Annotated in this window: 15 protein-coding genes; 8 read left to right on the forward strand and 7 right to left on the reverse strand. The window is 69.7% G+C overall.

The window, feature by feature from the left end; all coding sequences use genetic code 11:
- Window positions 1-612 precede the first annotated feature (612 nt).
- The 5 genes from G5S38_RS13735 to G5S38_RS13755 form a co-directional block, all read right to left on the reverse strand.
- A complete protein-coding gene (locus tag G5S38_RS13735) occupies window positions 613-1,239 on the reverse strand; it encodes a hypothetical protein (RefSeq protein ID WP_165069741.1) in 627 nt (208 codons plus the stop codon).
- A gap of 9 nt (window positions 1,240-1,248) precedes the next feature.
- Window positions 1,249-2,100 carry an endonuclease/exonuclease/phosphatase family protein gene (locus tag G5S38_RS13740; protein ID WP_165069743.1) on the reverse strand — a complete coding sequence of 284 codons (852 nt, stop codon included), beginning with the start codon at window positions 2,098-2,100 and terminating at the stop codon, window positions 1,249-1,251.
- A 144-nt stretch (window positions 2,101-2,244) separates the two neighbouring features.
- On the reverse strand, window positions 2,245-3,063 hold the full coding sequence (locus tag G5S38_RS13745) for a Bax inhibitor-1/YccA family protein (RefSeq protein ID WP_165069746.1): 819 nt from the start codon (window positions 3,061-3,063) through the stop codon (window positions 2,245-2,247).
- A 44-nt stretch (window positions 3,064-3,107) separates the two neighbouring features.
- The gene (locus tag G5S38_RS13750) at window positions 3,108-3,698 is read right to left on the reverse strand and encodes a hypothetical protein (protein WP_165069749.1); all 591 of its coding nucleotides are present in this window, start codon (window positions 3,696-3,698) and stop codon (window positions 3,108-3,110) included.
- A gap of 4 nt (window positions 3,699-3,702) precedes the next feature.
- Window positions 3,703-3,990, reverse strand: coding sequence for a zinc-ribbon domain-containing protein (locus tag G5S38_RS13755; protein ID WP_165069751.1), 288 nt, complete (start codon window positions 3,988-3,990; stop codon window positions 3,703-3,705).
- A gap of 40 nt (window positions 3,991-4,030) precedes the next feature.
- On the opposite strand from G5S38_RS13755, the gene G5S38_RS13760 reads away from it, so the two are divergent.
- The 5 genes from G5S38_RS13760 (at window position 4,031) to G5S38_RS13780 (ending at window position 9,777) form a co-directional block, all read left to right on the forward strand.
- Window positions 4,031-5,056 (forward strand): glycerophosphodiester phosphodiesterase family protein, encoded by a 1,026-nt coding sequence (locus G5S38_RS13760; protein ID WP_201276695.1) that lies wholly within the window; start codon window positions 4,031-4,033, stop codon window positions 5,054-5,056.
- 87 nt (window positions 5,057-5,143) lie between these two features.
- Window positions 5,144-7,636, forward strand: coding sequence for an ATP-dependent helicase (locus G5S38_RS13765; RefSeq protein WP_165069754.1), 2,493 nt, complete (start codon window positions 5,144-5,146; stop codon window positions 7,634-7,636).
- A gap of 340 nt (window positions 7,637-7,976) precedes the next feature.
- Window positions 7,977-8,984, forward strand: coding sequence for a response regulator (locus G5S38_RS13770; protein WP_165069756.1), 1,008 nt, complete (start codon window positions 7,977-7,979; stop codon window positions 8,982-8,984).
- Window positions 8,981-9,391: a response regulator gene (locus G5S38_RS13775; RefSeq protein WP_165069759.1), complete on the forward strand. Its 411-nt coding sequence runs from the start codon at window positions 8,981-8,983 to the stop codon at window positions 9,389-9,391. The genes G5S38_RS13770 and G5S38_RS13775 overlap by 4 nt, the downstream gene beginning before the upstream one ends.
- Window positions 9,388-9,777, forward strand: a complete 390-nt coding sequence (locus tag G5S38_RS13780; RefSeq protein WP_201276696.1) for a response regulator transcription factor — start codon at window positions 9,388-9,390, stop codon at window positions 9,775-9,777. The genes G5S38_RS13775 and G5S38_RS13780 overlap by 4 nt, the downstream gene beginning before the upstream one ends.
- A gap of 45 nt (window positions 9,778-9,822) precedes the next feature.
- Here G5S38_RS13780 and G5S38_RS13785 read toward each other — a convergent pair whose 3' ends face one another.
- Complete coding sequence (locus G5S38_RS13785; RefSeq protein WP_165069762.1) at window positions 9,823-10,602, reverse strand: oxygenase MpaB family protein; 780 nt, start codon at window positions 10,600-10,602, stop codon at window positions 9,823-9,825.
- Between the two features lie 192 nt (window positions 10,603-10,794).
- Between G5S38_RS13785 and sucC the strand changes: the two genes are divergently transcribed.
- Together sucC and sucD are read left to right on the forward strand one after the other, a co-directional pair.
- Entirely contained in the window at window positions 10,795-11,958 is a 1,164-nt protein-coding gene (sucC, locus tag G5S38_RS13790; RefSeq protein WP_165069764.1) for an ADP-forming succinate--CoA ligase subunit beta, read from the forward strand.
- 18 nt (window positions 11,959-11,976) lie between these two features.
- On the forward strand, window positions 11,977-12,864 hold the full coding sequence (gene sucD, locus G5S38_RS13795; protein WP_165069767.1) for a succinate--CoA ligase subunit alpha: 888 nt from the start codon (window positions 11,977-11,979) through the stop codon (window positions 12,862-12,864).
- 87 nt (window positions 12,865-12,951) lie between these two features.
- Here the strand turns inward: sucD and G5S38_RS13800 are convergent, their stop codons facing one another.
- Window positions 12,952-13,875, reverse strand: a complete 924-nt coding sequence (locus G5S38_RS13800; protein ID WP_165069770.1) for an aldose 1-epimerase family protein — start codon at window positions 13,873-13,875, stop codon at window positions 12,952-12,954.
- A 245-nt stretch (window positions 13,876-14,120) separates the two neighbouring features.
- Here G5S38_RS13800 and G5S38_RS13805 point away from each other — a divergent pair, with 245 nt between their 5' ends.
- Window positions 14,121-15,602, forward strand: a complete 1,482-nt coding sequence (locus tag G5S38_RS13805; RefSeq protein ID WP_201276697.1) for a cell division protein PerM — start codon at window positions 14,121-14,123, stop codon at window positions 15,600-15,602.
- The last annotated feature ends 126 nt before the right edge of the window (window positions 15,603-15,728 follow it).

Below are 15,728 nucleotides of genomic sequence, written 5' to 3' on the forward strand. Positions count from 1 at the left end.
AGCGGTCATCGTGATGATGCCTTTCGAGTCGAGGTAAGAGACTTCTCGAAGGATCACACGGTGACCGCGTCCACGTCTTCACGACGAGCCGGGCCACCGCGGCTACACCACTATGCGGGACTCAACTGCTTGCGCCGGCACGACCGTCTGGGGGCCCGCGGCCGAACGGGCCCGCGGTCACCAATTCGCTAGGTAACACCAGCAGTGCTATTCCGCGCGGACTCTGGTGCTTGCACCAGCGTTGCCGCGGCTGCGACGCGGGGTAAGCGCTGCTGCGCGAAGCGCCGGGGCGTGGTGACGGCAGAGCCCGCGGGAAACCTCTCTGACGCTCCCGCCACCTTTCATCATTCAGGAACCACCGCGTACCGCGAGTGACCTCGCGCACAATTCATGCGTCGCGCTGCCCGGTGGCAAATGGATGCTGCGCCAGGCACGCGGCATCCACTGATCCGTGTCATCCCACCCACAGACCGGACCCGAAGTTCCTGAATAATGAAAGGTCCGCCCGGCACACCGCGCCCGGCACGCGGCATGCGCCCACCGCACCCGGCACGCGGCACTCGGCACACTGCACCCGGCACCTGGCCCACCGCGCCCGGCACGCCGCCCCGCTTACTCCGCCCGCACCCCGTCGCGCGCCGGAGCCGCCGCAGGCGCCCCCGAGTCGTCCGCATACACGCGTGCCCCGACCGCGAGCATGACGCCAGCCAGCACGGCACCGGCTCCGCCCGAGGCCAGGTCGCCGATCGTGTCGTCGTAGTTCACGAAGATGGCCTCGTCGATGAGGGTGTGCCCCGCCCACTCGCCGAACTCCCACAGCACCCCGACCGCGAGGCCGAAGGTCGCGGTGAGCACGATGACGGCGACGCGCGACCCGGTGCGCCCGACCCCGGTGCGGAATCCGCTGAACTTCTCGAACAGGATGAACGCCACGGCCGCGATGAGGCCGTTCAGGGCGAAGTGCACCACGACGTCCCACCAGGCGACCGTCGTGTAGAGGTCGATGACGCTGCTCCACGCGGCGACGAGCAGCGCGACGCCGATCGCCGCGTCGAGGCCGGCGCGCAGGCCCAGGTACTTGGGCAGGCAGAGGCCGAGGAGGGTGAGCGCGAACAGGGCCACCTCGACCGGTGACCAGAAGATCGCGCCGGCGATAACGCTCAGCAGCCCGGCAACGCGGGTGGCTTCTGCAGCGATGGCCACCGCTCCCCGGGGGGCGAGCAGGAAGTTCGCGAACATGGCAGCAGACTAGCTGTCGGGCATGGACGAATCCCGGGCGCCACGCACCCGGATCAGCGCCTGCACGGGTTCGTGATCGGATGCCGCGGCGCCGTGCGACCCGGTCGGCAGCACGCCGGCCGACTCGACCTCCAGCTGGTGGCTGACGAAGATCCAGTCGATGCGCTTGCCACCGGGTTTCGGCGCGCGGTAGTTCGAGAACGTGCCGACGTCGTCGCCCAAGCGGCGGCCGGCCGCGGTCCACGCGTCTCGCAGCACCCCGCCCGAGCCGAGGGCGTCGTATGGGGTGGAGCCGGCGGGGGAGTTGGCATCGCCCATCACGACGGCGGGCACACCGGCCGCCGCGACCAGGTCGCGGATCATCACGGCGGAGCGCAGCCGCGAGCGACCGGAGAGGTGGTCGAGGTGAGTGTTCGCGATGAGGAGGGGCAGGCCCGTCGCGCGGTCGGTGAAGTGCGCGATGGTCAGGATGCGGGGCAGCAGGTTTCCGAACGAGCGCGAGCCAGCGGCATCCGGAGTCCTCGACAGCGCGTACTGGTGGTCGCTCGTGAGTTCGAGGCGCCGCCCGTCGTAGACGATGGAGCAGCGCTCGCCGCTGCCGTCGGCCGCGCGGCCCCGTCCGATCGCGCGGTAGTCGGGCCCGAGGCTGCGGGTCACGAAGTCGGCCTGCTCCGGCACGGCCTCCTGGATGCCCAGAATGGTCGGCTGCTCGGCCTCGAGCACGGCGCGCATCGGCGCCTGGCGCAGCGGCCAGCGGTCGGGGTGGCGCGGGTTCAGGTGCTGGATGGGGCGGCGCACGTTGAAGGTCATCACGTGCAGCCGGGGAGCGGACACCGGCCCGATCAGTGCGGGTCTGGGCATCGGGGCCTCTCTGGAGTGTGCGGGTCACTGGCGGGGGCTCGGGCTGACGCTGTGGGCACAGCAGAAGGGGCCGCCCGGTGGACGACCCCTTCATTGTGCTCTGTCGAGCGGATGCTGCGTGCCTGTCGGCCGCGGCGGGTGGTGCTAGTTGCTGCGCAGGATGGCGATCATGCGGATGATCTCGAGGTAGAGCCAGATCACGGTGAGCATGATGCCGAAGGCGGCCGACCAGCCGTAGATGCGCGGTGCGCCGCGGCGAACGCCGGTCTGCACGTTGTCGAAGTCGAGCACGAGCGAGTACGCGGCGAGCAGGACGACGAACACGCCGATGATCAGTCCGAGCGGGATGCCGAAGATCTCCTGGCTGCGCAGGCCGAATGGCTCGGTGTTCGCACCGAAGATCATCAGGCCGAAGTTGATCAGCGAGAACGCGGCGTAGCCGACCATCGCGATCAGGAAGATCTTGGTCGCACGCTTGGAGGCACGCACCTTGCCGCTGGCGAACAAAGCGAGGGTCACGCCCACCACGGTGAGGGTGGCGAGCACGGCCTGGACGGCAATGCCGGGGTACATCGACTCGAAGATGCCGGAGATACCACCGACGAATACGCCCTGCACTGCGGCGTAGCTCAGGATGAGCGGCGGTGACGGCTTCTTCTTGAAGATGTTGACGAGGGCCAGCACGAAACCGACCAGCGCTGCGGGAAGGGCGAGTACGGGGATGAACCAGCCGACTGCCGCGCCGACGAGCAGGATGCCGAAAGACACGACCGTCTTGACGATGGTGTCTTCGTAGGTCATGCGATCGGTGTCGCTGGGGGTCGCCGCGGGGCGTCCGTAGAGCTCGTTGAGCTGTGTCGCCGAGAGGTTCGCGGTCTGGGCCGGCTGGAACAGCTCGGCAGCCTTTCCTGACTTCTCAGAGAAGGCGGGAGAGTTCGTGAAAGCAGGATTAGATGATGCCATCGGTGTCTCTTTCGCTGTGGAGGGGAAGTTCCCCAGCCATCATTTTAGGGGGACGACCCTATATCCGGGCTGGACGGTGTGCGTCGTTCGCGCAGGGCGGAGCGCTCGGTAGCCCGCGAGCCCGCGGGCCGGGGTGGTCGCGCCGGCTGCGGACGACCTCGTTTCGTCGTGGCGAGGCCGTAGGCGGCCCAGGTGGATGCCAGCACCGCCGCACCGATGACGCCGGCCACGATGGTGCCGTTCCCGTACTGCGGAAAGACACCGGCGAGGGCGATCGCGAGGCCCGCGGGCAGGATTACGACGACGTAGCTGCGGGCCGGCCGCATCCGCACCAGGAGCCAGCCGGCGACGGCCAGCGCACTGAGCGCCGCGCCCTGCGTGCCCGCGAGCATCGCCGCGACCCCGAGCAGCCCCGGGCCGATCGCGATGATGCGCCGCCACCCTGCGCTGGGCACGATGATCCATCCGGCGATGGATGCCGCGAACCCCAGCACCGCGATCGGCAGCGTGTACGCCGAGGTGAACTGCAGGGCGATGCCTCCCGCCCACAGCATGGCCAGCGACAGGCGGTAGCGCACCGGGTAGCTGCCGTAGCGCAGCGGCACCGCGCCGGCGGGCTCGCGCCATCCGGTCACGCGGTCATCCGCCGAGGACGACGATCATGTAGATGATCAGGGCGACACCCGCGGCGCCGAGCGCGATGCCCGCGATCATCGGAATGTCGATACGTCGACGCCCCGCTGGAGCGTCCGGCCCGACCGGCGCACGCGCGGCGCCGGGAATCACCGGGGTGATCACGGTGGGGCTGTGGTCGATGAACGGTGCCGTCGTCGGCGCGGCCACGGCCGCCCCGACCGGGGTGCCGCAGTGGATGCAGAACCTCCACCGCTGCTGCATGGTCGCACCACAGTTCGCACACTCGCTCATGGACTGCAGGGTACCAATGGTCACCGGGTAGCGTGGCGGGGTGCCTGACTCCGAGCTGCCCCACCCCATCGTGATCGCCCACCGCGGAGCAAGCGGCTACCGGCCGGAACACACCCGATCGGCGTACCAGCTCGCGCTCGACCTCGGCGCCGACGCGGTCGAACCCGACCTGGTCGTCTCGGCAGACGGGGTACTCGTCGTGCGGCACGAGAACGAACTGTCGACGACCACCGACATCGCGTCGCGCCCCGAATTCGCCGACCGCCGGGTCACCAAGTCGTTCGGCGACCACACGCTCACCGGCTGGTTCGCCGAAGACCTCACCTGGGCCGAACTCAGCCGGCTGCGTGCGACGGAACGCCTGCCCGCGATGCGCAGGGGCAACGCCATCTTCGACGGCACGGAAGGGCTGCTGCGGTTCGTCGACCTGCTCGCCATGCTCGACGAGCACCGCGATCGCACCGGCCGGCAGGTGGGCGCCGTCGCCGAGCTCAAGTACACGCCGTACTTCGCCGCCATCGGCCTGCCCATCGACGAGCTGTTCGCCGCCGAGGTCACCGCCGCGGGCTGGGCGGGCGACCCCCGCCTGTCGGTCGAGAGCTTCGAGCTCTCTGCGCTGCGATCGCTGCGGGCCCGCGGAATCCGCTGCCGCTCGATGTACCTCGTCGAGGCAGAGGGAGCGCCGCTCGACGAGCCGGGTGGCAGCTACGCCGAGTCGCTCACCGATGACGGACTCCGCGAGCTTGCCGGGGTCGTCGACGGCGTCAGCGTTCCCAAGGCGCTGCTCCTGCGAGTGGATGCTGCCGGCGCACTGACCGCGACGGACCTGGTGACCCGCGTGCACGATGCCGGGCTGCTCGCCTACTGCTGGACACTGCGCCCCGAGAACGCCTACCTGCACCGCGCGGTGCGCCGGGAGGGCGCCAAGCGCGACCCCGGCGACTGGCCGATCGAGTTCGGCGTGGTCATCGGCACCGGTGTCGACGGCGTATTCGCCGACCACCCTGACCTCGCGCTGTGGGCCGTGCGGCGGGCGGTCGGGCAGCCGAACCCGCCTGCGGCGTAACCCGCGCGCGCCGGGCCGTCGGGCGGGCGACGCTGGGCCGGCCCCGACGGGTCCGGCGTCGGAGGCGCCGTTTACACTGAAGCAGACATGACCTTCATCCTCGATCCGGCCGAGCCGTCGAATTCCCCGCCCGCAGAATCCCGCCTCCTCGAGGGGCTCAACCCCCAGCAGCGCGTCGCTGTCGAGTACCGTGGCGAGGCCCTGCTCATCGTCGCGGGCGCAGGCTCGGGCAAGACGAGCGTGCTCACCCGCCGCATCGCCCTGCTGCTCGAAACGCGCGAGGCATGGCCTAGCCAGATCCTCGCCATCACGTTCACCAACAAGGCCGCCGCCGAGATGCGCGAACGCGTGGGCCAGCTCGTCGGCGGGCAGGCCGAGGGCATGTGGATCTCGACCTTCCACTCCGCATGCGTACGCATCCTGCGCCGCGAGGCCGAGAACTTCGGGTTCACCAAGAACTTCACCATCTACGACTCGGCCGACAGCAGGGCGTTGCTGAAGCGCATCATCAAGGACCTCGACGCTGACGCCTTCGGAATCACGGTCAGCTCGGCATCCGGCCGTATCTCCAAGCTCAAGAACGAGCTTCAGGACGTCGAGTCGTACTCGCGCAGCGTCAACCTCAACGATCCGGCCGAGCGCATCTTCCTCGAGATCTTTCGGCAGTACACCCGGTCGCTGGCCAGTGCGAACGCGTTCGACTTCGACGACCTCATCGGCCAGACGGTCTACCTGTTCCGGGCGTTCCCGCACGTGGCCGCGGCCTACCAGCGTCGGTTCAGGCACATCCTCGTCGACGAGTACCAGGACACCAACCACGCGCAGTACGCGCTCATCCACGAGCTGACCCGCCCGGTGTCGACGGTCGACGACGGCGGATCGATGGTGCTGCAGGGTTCCGACGGCGGCCAGCGTGGTGACGGGCAGTACCGCGACGGGCAGTACCGCGACGGCCAGCACCGCGACGGGGTGCCCGGTGCGTCCCTCACCGTGGTCGGCGACTCCGACCAGTCGATCTACGCCTTCCGTGGGGCAGACATCCGCAACATCGTCGAGTTCGAGCGCGACTTCCCCGGGGCCAGGGTCGTGCTGCTGGAGCAGAACTACCGTTCGACCCAGAACATCCTGAACGCGGCGAACGCGGTGATCTCCAACAACTTCGACCGCAAAGACAAGAAGCTGTTCACCACCGTCGGCGACGGCGAGAAGATCGTCGGGTTCACCGGCTACAGCCAGCACGACGAGGCGCAGTTCATCGCCGACGAGATCACCACCCTGCACGAGGGCGGAACCGAGTACCGCGACGTCGCGGTGTTCTATCGCACCAACGCGCAGACCCGTGCGCTCGAAGAGGTGTTCATCCGCTCCGCCCTGCCGTACCGGGTGCTCGGCGGCACCAAGTTCTACGAACGCGCCGAAATCAAGGACGCGTTCGGCTACCTCATCGCGGTCGCGAACCCCGCAGATCCGATGGCGCTGCGGCGCATCATGAACACCCCGAAGCGCGGCATCGGGCCGGCCACCGAGGCAGCGCTGCAGGCGCACGCCGACCGGTCGGAGACCACGCTGCGTGCCGCGATGCGCGACGCCGCCCAGCTCGGGCTCGGCCCCAAGGTCACCGCCGCGATCCTCAAGCTCTCCGCGATCCTCGACGAGGCCACACTGCTCGCCGACCCGCCGGAAGGGACAGGACGGCCGGCGCCGGTAGCCGACGTGCTCACCAGCCTGCTCACCAAGACCGGGTTCGTCGAGGCGCTGCGCGCGAGCCGCGACCCGCAAGACGAGGCGAGGGCGGAGAACATCGAGGAGCTCGTCGCCGTCACGAAGGAGTACCAGAAGAACAACCCCGACGGCACGCTCATCGACTTCCTGTCGGAGACCGCGCTGGTCGCGGCCGCCGACGACCTCGACGACTCGAGCGGAACGGTGTCGCTGATGACCCTGCACACCGCCAAGGGCCTCGAATACGAGGCGGTCTTCCTCACCGGGCTCGAGGAAGACCTGCTTCCGCACCGCATGTCGGCGGGGGAGCCGGGCGGTCCGGCCGAGGAGCGCCGCCTGTTCTACGTCGGCATCACGCGGGCGCGGCGCCGCCTCTACCTGTCGCTCGCCATGACGCGCGCCCAGTTCGGCGAGGTCAGCGTCGCGGTGCCGAGCCGCTACCTGCAGGAGATCCCGGTCGAACTCATCGACTGGCGGCAGTCCCCCGGAACGGCCACCGGCCGAAGCGGTTCGCAGCGCTCTGTCGGGTCGGGCAGCGGTTCGGGACGGCCCAGTTTCGAATCCGCCGGGTCGGGATACTTCACCGGAAATTCGGCCCCGGGAGCAACGGCGCTCGCGCGCGCCGCACGCAACGCCGACAAGCCCAAGACGCAGTGGACGAGCGGGGTCACCAACACGGTGCGCGACAACGGCGACCTCACCCTCACCGCGGGTGACCGCATCAGGCACGTCGACTTCGGCGACGGCAGGGTGAGCGCGGTCTCGGGCAGCGGCTCGAAGACGATCGCCGAGGTGCAGTTCGACACCGCCGGTCGCAAGCGACTGCTGGTGAAGATCAGCCCGATCGAGAAGCTCTGACCGCGCGGAGTCGCGTGCGCTGAGGCATCCACTCGCCGTTTTCGCACCGGTATCGCACCGCTAGGACACCAGCATGACTGTGGAGCACTGTGGTGTTCGGGCCCTCTCGTGCACCGCTAGGACACCAGCATGACTGTGGAGCACTGTGGTGTTCGGGCCCTCTCGTGCACCGCTAGGACACCAGCATGACTGTGGAGCACTGTGGTGTTCGGGCCCTCTCGTGCACCGCTAGGACACCAGCATGGGGGGTGCCCGCGCCCTCCCGCCTTGTCCCCCGACCGCGTATGGTGAGCACAGGTGAGCTGCGTCCAGGGGGACCGCGCTTCGTCCAGGGGGATGCATGTCTGAGCCGTACCGCGTCGTCGTCATCGAGGATGACGTCGACGTCGCCATCTACACGCGAACGGTGCTCGAGAAGCGCCTCGGCTGCGTCGTCGCCATGGTCACCGACCCGCGGCGCGTGCAGGAGGCCGTCGGCATCCTGAAGCCCGACGTCGTGATCACCGACATCGAGATGCCCGGCGTCTCGGGGCTCGACCTGATCGCCGGCATCCGCGAACTGCAGCCCGACGTTCCCGTCATCGTCATGACGGCCCATGTGTCGGTCGACTACGCCGTGGGCGCGCTGCGCAACCACGCCAACGAGTTCCTCACCAAGCCGGTCTCATCGGCAGACCTCGTCTCACACGTCTCGCGCCTCGCCGAGGCATCCCGGCAGGCGGCGGCGAACGCCCCGGAACGCCAGGTCGTGCTCGCCATCGGCGCGCACCCCGACGACATCGAGGTCGGCGTCGGCGGGATCCTCGCCGCGCACCGCGCCGCCGGTGAGGACGTCACCCTGCTCACCCTGTCGCGCGGCATGCGCGACGGCGGAGTGCGCACCGCATGGGAAGAGGGCTCGGCGTCGGCCGCCTCGATCGGCGCGACGCTCATCCTCGAGGACACCGGCGACCAGCAGTCCACCGAGTCGATGATCGACGTGGTGCGACGCGTCGTCGCCGAGGTGAACCCCACGGTCGTCTACGTGCACTCCGCAACCGACCGGCACCTCGACCACCGCAAGGTGCACGACGCCACCATCGTCGCGACCGGAGCGGTGCGCACCGTCGCCTGCTACCAGGGCTCGACCGCGACCGTCGAGTTCCACCCCAACCGCTTCGTCACCATCGACGGGTTCACCGACGCGAAGCTCGGAATGCTGGCGCACTTCGCCGCGAACACCGAGCGCCCGGCATACCTCGACGCGGGCCTCGCGCTCGCGACCGCGCGCTACTGGTCGCGCTTCGGCGAGGGGCAGTACTGCGAACCCCTCGAGATCGTGCGCGAATCGGGCCAGGTGACCGGATGAGCGCCACAGCCTGCATGACGAATGGAACGGAGCGCTCGATGGGTGCCGACGAGAGGGTCACGGTGTTGATCGTCGACGACAGTGACGACCAGCGTCGTCTGCTGCGTCGACAGTTCGAGCTGGCGGGATGCGACGTGGTCGTGGCATCCACCGCCGAATCGGCCATCGTGGCCTACAACCACCAGGCGCCCGACCTCGCGGTGGTCGACCTGTACCTGCCGGGCATGACCGGGTGGGAACTCACCGCCCGCATGCACGACGACTGCCCGGAGGTTCCGGTCGCGATCGCGTCGGTGCTGCCCGCCTCGGAATACCCGTCGGCCGCCGCCGCCATGCCGAAGCCCATCACCCGTGCGGACATCCGCGCCGTGCTCGGCCGCTGCGTGCCGAAGTGGATCGCATCGTGAGCGCGCCGCGGGCGATCATCGCCGACGACGACGCCGACATCAACGCGCTGGTCTCGATCGTCGCGAAGAAGTCGGGCCTCGAACTGGTCGAACGGCTCAAGGACGGCACCGAGGCGTGGCGCGCGATCCAGGAGCACCAGCCCGACATCGCGGTGCTCGACGTGTCGATGCCCGGCATGACGGGCCTCGAGGTGTGCCGCCTGGCGCGCGCCGACGGACGCTTCGACGGGCTGCACATCCTCATCCTGTCGGCGGCCGTCGACGACGCCTCCCGCCAGGCCGGCATCGACGCCGGCGCGAACGAGTACCTCATCAAGCCGTTCAGTCCCCGCGAGCTGTCGGTGCGCCTGACCGGATTCGTCTCCGCCTTCGAGACGGTCGGCTGACGCTTCCGAGCCGGTACCCGTTCGGCGAACCCGCCTCCGGGACGGTCAGCTGACGCGTCTCAGCAGGTAGTTCTTCGGCCATTCGCGTACACGGCGGGGCAGCATCCGGTTCACGATGCGAATGGTGGCCATCGCCCGGTCGAAGCGGCGTTCCCTCGCCGCGGTCCACGGCAGGGCGTACGCGGCGCGCAGCCGCGGCGGCAGCAGGCCCGTGGTCACCAGGCGGGCGAGCGGCATGCCGGCCCGCAACCAGAGCGGGCCCGTGGTGGGATGCAGCAGCGTGCGCGACACCGCCCGCACCGTGTCGTCGACGCTCAGGGCCTCGAGCTGCGCGTTCCAGTATTCGGCGAAGGCCGCGCGGTCGGCCGGCCAGAGTTCTGCTGGCATCTGCAGTGCGGTGCCGATCACCGAGTAGTCGCGGTAGATGGCGTCGAGGTCTGCCTCCGACAGTGGTGAGACGACCGCCTGGTGCAGCTGCATCGCGGTGTCGTAGAGCGTCGCGGCGACCCACAGCTGCAGGTGGGGGTCGGTCGCGTCGTAGGAGGGGTGCGCGCCGCCTGGCGATTTCACCGGCCGGTGCGCGCGGTTCACGGCCGACCGCACGGCGTGCACCTGCGCGTCTGTTCCGTAGATCAGCGCGTAGACGTAGGCGAGGGTGTGCTTGAGCCGCGCGGTCGGGTGGGCGACGAAGTCACTGTGCCGGGCGACCGCGTGGCCGATGGCCGGGTTGGCGAGCTGGAGGAGCACGGCGCGTCCGCCGCCCGCGATGATGGCGGCATCCGACCCCACATCCCTGAGGCCTCGCGGGGTGGCGGTGGTGTCCATGTCACCACGGTAGTCATGGCGGCTGCGTCGGGGGAGGGCGTGCGGTGCTGCCGCGGCCATAGACCGTGCGCCACAGACCGCCGCTCGGAGTCGCGATAGAGTTTCCCGTGGCCCAACTCTCTCGATGTCGAGGTATTTTCTCGCGGAGACAGTGGGAACATTCGACGAGCGAACGGCGATTGGACGAGCAGCGTGGATCTATTTGAGTACCAGGCCAGGGACGTTTTCGAGTCCTACGGTGTGCCGGTATTGGCAGGAATCATCGCGGATGACCCCGACGGCGTAAAGGCCGCGGCGGAGACCCTCGGCGGGACAGTGGTCGTCAAGGCCCAGGTCAAGGTCGGCGGTCGCGGCAAGGCCGGCGGCGTCAAGGTCGCCCACAACCCCGACGATGCCGCAGAGGCGTCGAAGGCCATCTTCGGGCTCGACATCAAGGGGCACGTCGTCAAGCGCGTCATGGTCGCCGCCGGTGCGAAGATCGCCCAGGAGTTCTACTTCTCGGTGCTGCTCGACCGCGCGAACCGCTCGTTCCTCTCCCTCGCGAGCTACGAGGGCGGCGTCGAGATCGAGATCCTCGCCGTCGAGCGCCCCGAGGCGCTCGCGCGCATCGAGGTCGACCCGGCAGCCGGAATCGACCTCGACACCGCGACCGAGATCGCGCGCGCGGCGAGCTTTCCCGACGAACTCATCCCCAAGATCGCCCCGGTCATCGTCAAGCTCTACGAGGTGTTCGTCGGCGAGGATGCCACGCTCGTCGAGGTCAACCCGCTCGTGCTGACCGAGGACGGCGACATCGTCGCGCTCGACGGCAAGGTCACCATCGACGAGAACGCCGAGTTCCGTCACGAGAACCACGCGGCGCTCGTCGACACCGACGCGGAGGACCCGCTGGAGGCCAAGGCCAAGAAGGCGGGCCTCAACTACGTCAAGCTCGACGGCGAAGTCGGCATCATCGGCAACGGCGCGGGGCTCGTGATGAGCACGCTCGACGTCGTCAGCTACGCGGGCGAGAAGCACGGCCACGTGAAGCCCGCCAACTTCCTCGACATCGGCGGCGGCGCCTCCGCCGAGGTCATGGCGGCCGGGCTGGACGTCATCCTCGGCGACCCGCAGGTCAAGAGCGTGTTCGTCAATGTGTTCGGCGGAATCACCGCGTGCGACGCCGTAGCGAACGGCATCGTCGGGGCGCTCGCCACCCTCGGCGACACCGCGACCAAGCCGCTCGTCGTGCGCCTCGACGGCAACAACGTCGTCGAGGGTCGACAGATTCTGGCGGACGCCGGGCACCCGCTCGTGACCGTCGTTGCCACCATGGACGAGGCAGCCGACAAGGCCGCCGAGCTCGCGAACGCGTAAGGGAACAGGACACACATCATGTCGATTTTTCTCGACGAGAATTCCAGGATCATCGTCCAGGGCCTGACCGGGTCCGAGGGCATGAAGCACGCGGGCCGCATGCTGGCCTCCGGCTCGAAGATCGTCGGTGGAGTCAACCCGCGCAAGGCGGGCACCACCGTCGAGGTGGGTGGCGAGACGCTTCCCATCTTCGGCTCGGTCGCGGACGCCATGGCCGAGACCGGCGCCAACGTCTCGGTGATCTTCGTGCCGCCGGCCTTCGCCAAGGGTGCGGTGCTCGAAGCCATCGACGCGGCGATCGAACTCGCCATCGTGATCACCGAGGGCATCCCGGTGCACGACTCCGCGCAGTTCTGGGCGCACGCCAAGTCCAAGGGCAACACCACCCGCATCATCGGACCGAACTGCCCCGGCGTCATCAGCCCAGGCAAGTCGAACGCGGGCATCATCCCGTCGACCATCACCGAGGCGGGCCCCATCGGCCTCGTGTCGAAGTCGGGAACGCTCACGTACCAGATGATGTTCGAGCTGCGCGACCTCGGGTTCTCGACCGCCATCGGCATCGGCGGCGACCCGATCATCGGAACCACGCACATCGACGCCCTCGCGGCGTTCGAGGCCGACCCCGAGACGAAGGCGATCGTCATGATCGGCGAGATCGGTGGCGACGCCGAGGAGCGTGCGGCAGAGTTCATCCAGGCCAACGTCACCAAGCCCGTCGTCGCCTACGTCGCCGGGTTCACGGCGCCCGAGGGCAAGACCATGGGCCACGCCGGCGCCATCGTCTCCGACGGAGCGGGCACGGCGCAGGGCAAGAAGGAGGCCCTCGAGGCCGCCGGGGTCAAGGTCGGCAAGACGCCGTCCGAGACCGCGTCGCTCATGCGCGAGGTCTACAACGCGCTGTAGCCAGCCACACCGGTACGACGAAGGCCCGTTCCGCTCGCGCGGGACGGGCCTTCGTCGCCAGCAACCCCTGGGTGGCTTGCCGTGCTGCTAGATCGAGCGGATCTGCCACGACGCCGAGCTGGACTCCTCGGGGGCGAGCGAGATGACGCCCTGGCCGGAGTTCAGCGCGTCCGGCGCACAGGTCATCGGTTCGACGGCGAGGCCGCGGCGGCTTCCCGCCGGGTTCTCCGGCAGGTCAGCGGTGTGTACCTGCACCCATTCGCACGCGGAGTTCCAGCGCATCTCGACGCCCCGGCCGTCGGCGGTCAGGCGTGCGCCCGCCATGCCGTCGGCATCGCGGGCGAGGTCGGTGAACGCGTGGTCGACGAAGGTGTCGGCAATCAGGCGCTCGCCGCGAAAGTCGAGTCCGACGTCGCCCACGGGGCTGAGCCCGGTGGGGATGAGGCGGTCGGGGGTGACGGTCTGCACGGTCGCGGCGTCGAGCGAGAAGGTCCACTCGTCGACGAGTCCCGGGCCCGCGACGAGGTACGGGTGCGCGGAGGTTCCCCACGGCGCGGCGTCGGTGCCGACGTTCGTGCCGGTGACCGTGGTGTGCAGTCCGTCGGCGCCGAGCGTGTAGTCGACGACCACCTCGATGCGGAACGGGTAGCCGTCCTGCGGCTGCACCACGGCGCGCAGCGACAGCCGGTCGGGCGCCTGCTCGATCACGGCGAAGTCGAGCCACGCGGCGAGACCGTGCAGCGCGTGGCCGCGGCTGGGTTCGGTGAGGGCGAGCTGCAGCTCCTCGCCGTTCCACGCGTAGGTTCCGTCGACCACGCGGTTCGGCCACGGCGCGAGCACGGCGCCTCGAAAGTTGGGGCGCAGCTCGTCGGCCTCGAACGGGCGGATGAGGTCGCGGCCGTCGTGGCGCAGCGTGCGCAGCGTCGCCCCAATAGAGGCGATGTCGGCCGTGTAGCCGTTCCCCTCGAGGTGGAAGGCGGTGCCGGAGATCGGAATGCGGGTCTGAGTCATGGACCTATCTTGGTCGCCGCAGCATCCACCCGGATCTTTCATCATTCAGGAGTGCCCGGGCGATTCGTTTCATCATTCAGGAGATGTGGCGATTTTTGGGGCCGGATGCTGCTTTCCGGGCGTGAAACGGCCCGAATCAGCCACTTCGGCCCCACCACCTCCTGAATGATGAAAGCCCACCGGTGGCGGCGTGCGCGCGAGGCTGCCCGAACCGGACGCGGCCCGACGGTAGGGTCTTTCGCAGAATGAATCGTCCCCTCGTCGCCCTGTTCTCCGCCCTCGAGGCGCTTCTCGTCGTCGGCATCGGAATCGGCCTTCCGCTCGTGCCGCTCACCATCATCTGGGCCTTCCAGTACGGCCTACAGGTCGACTGGACGGTCTTCTGGCGGGCTTCGGTCGACGTCTGGCTGCTCGGCCACGGTGTCGACCTGCGCTTCGTGCTCGACCCGCTCGTCGCCACCGCGACTGGGCTGCCCGCCGCCGGGGAGCCGTTCGCCGTGTCGCTCGCCCCGCTGGCGTTCGCCCTGGTCACGGTGCTCCTCGGCGTGCGTGCCGGCCGCCGCGTCGGCGAGACCCCGCACCGCACGCTGGGGCTCCTCACCGCGGTCGGGGCGTTCGCGGTGCTCTCCGGGGGCGCGGCGCTCACCGCGCAGCATCCCGATGCCCGCCCGTTCCTCGCCGTCGCTGTGCTGCTGCCCGCCGTGGTCTTCGGCGTCGGGGTCGCCATCGGCTCGGTGACCGGTCGCCAGGCGGGGGTGCGCAACCCGCTCACCGAGCCGCTCTCTGCCGTCGCCGACTGGATCGACCACCGGTCGCCCACGCTGCGTCGCGCGGTCGCGGCCGCCGTCGCCGGGGGAGTCGCCGCGGTCGCGATGGTGCTCGCCGTGTCGGCCGTCGCCGTCGCCGTGCTGCTCGCCGCGAACTACGGGCAGATCGTCGCGCTGTACCAGGCCGTGCAGTCCGGGCCGCTCGGCGGCATCGCCCTGACCATGGGGCAGCTCGCGCTGCTGCCCAACCTCATCGTGTGGGCCGCCGCCTGGTTCGTCGGCCCCGGGTTCGCCATCGGCACCGGATCTACCGTCGGCCCGCTCGGCACCGTGCTCGGCCCGCTGCCCGCCATTCCCATCCTCGGCGCACTGCCCACCGGCGACTTTTTGTTCGGGTTCGTCGGGCTGCTGGTGCCCGTGCTCGCCGGCTTCTTCAGCGGCGTCGTCATCCGGGCCCGCTTCGTCGCGATGGGCAACACGCGTCCGCTCTGGCTCGCTGGTGCCGGCGTCGGGATGGGACTCGTCGCCGGGCTCACGCTCGGGATGCTCGCCTGGGCGTCCGGCGGCGCGGCGGGGCCCGGCAGGCTCGCCGACGTCGGGGCATCGCCGGTCTCGGTCGGACTCTGGGCGGCCCTCGAGATCGGCCTGCCGGCCACACTGGCGCTGATGATCGGATCGTTGCGCGGCCGCGAGTGGACCGTGCCGATGCCCGACCTGTCGCGCTACCTGCCAGGCACACGGATGCCGCGAGCCGAGCGCGACGCCGACGACGCGGGCCGCGGCGCAGGCGAGGCGCGCGGCGAGTACGACAGCGGTGACGGGTACGGCGACCCCCGCGCTGACGATCGCGACGACCGCCGCGGCCGCGATCCCGAACCGGCTGCCGAACCCCGCGCCGCGGCATCCACCCCCGACGCGACGACGGAACCCATCCCGATCGTCACCCGCACGCCGGAGTAGTTCGTCGCCCGCGCGCCAGGGCAGCCCCGGCTCGTTCGCCCACAGGCATCGGCCCAGGGCAGCCACCGGCGCCTCCCCTTCTGCCCACACCCCCCCCCTCCCTCCACCGTGTTCCCCACTTCGTCC

Source organism: Marisediminicola senii (assembly GCF_011057645.1).
Classification (GTDB): Bacteria; Actinomycetota; Actinomycetes; order Actinomycetales; family Microbacteriaceae; genus Marisediminicola; species Marisediminicola senii.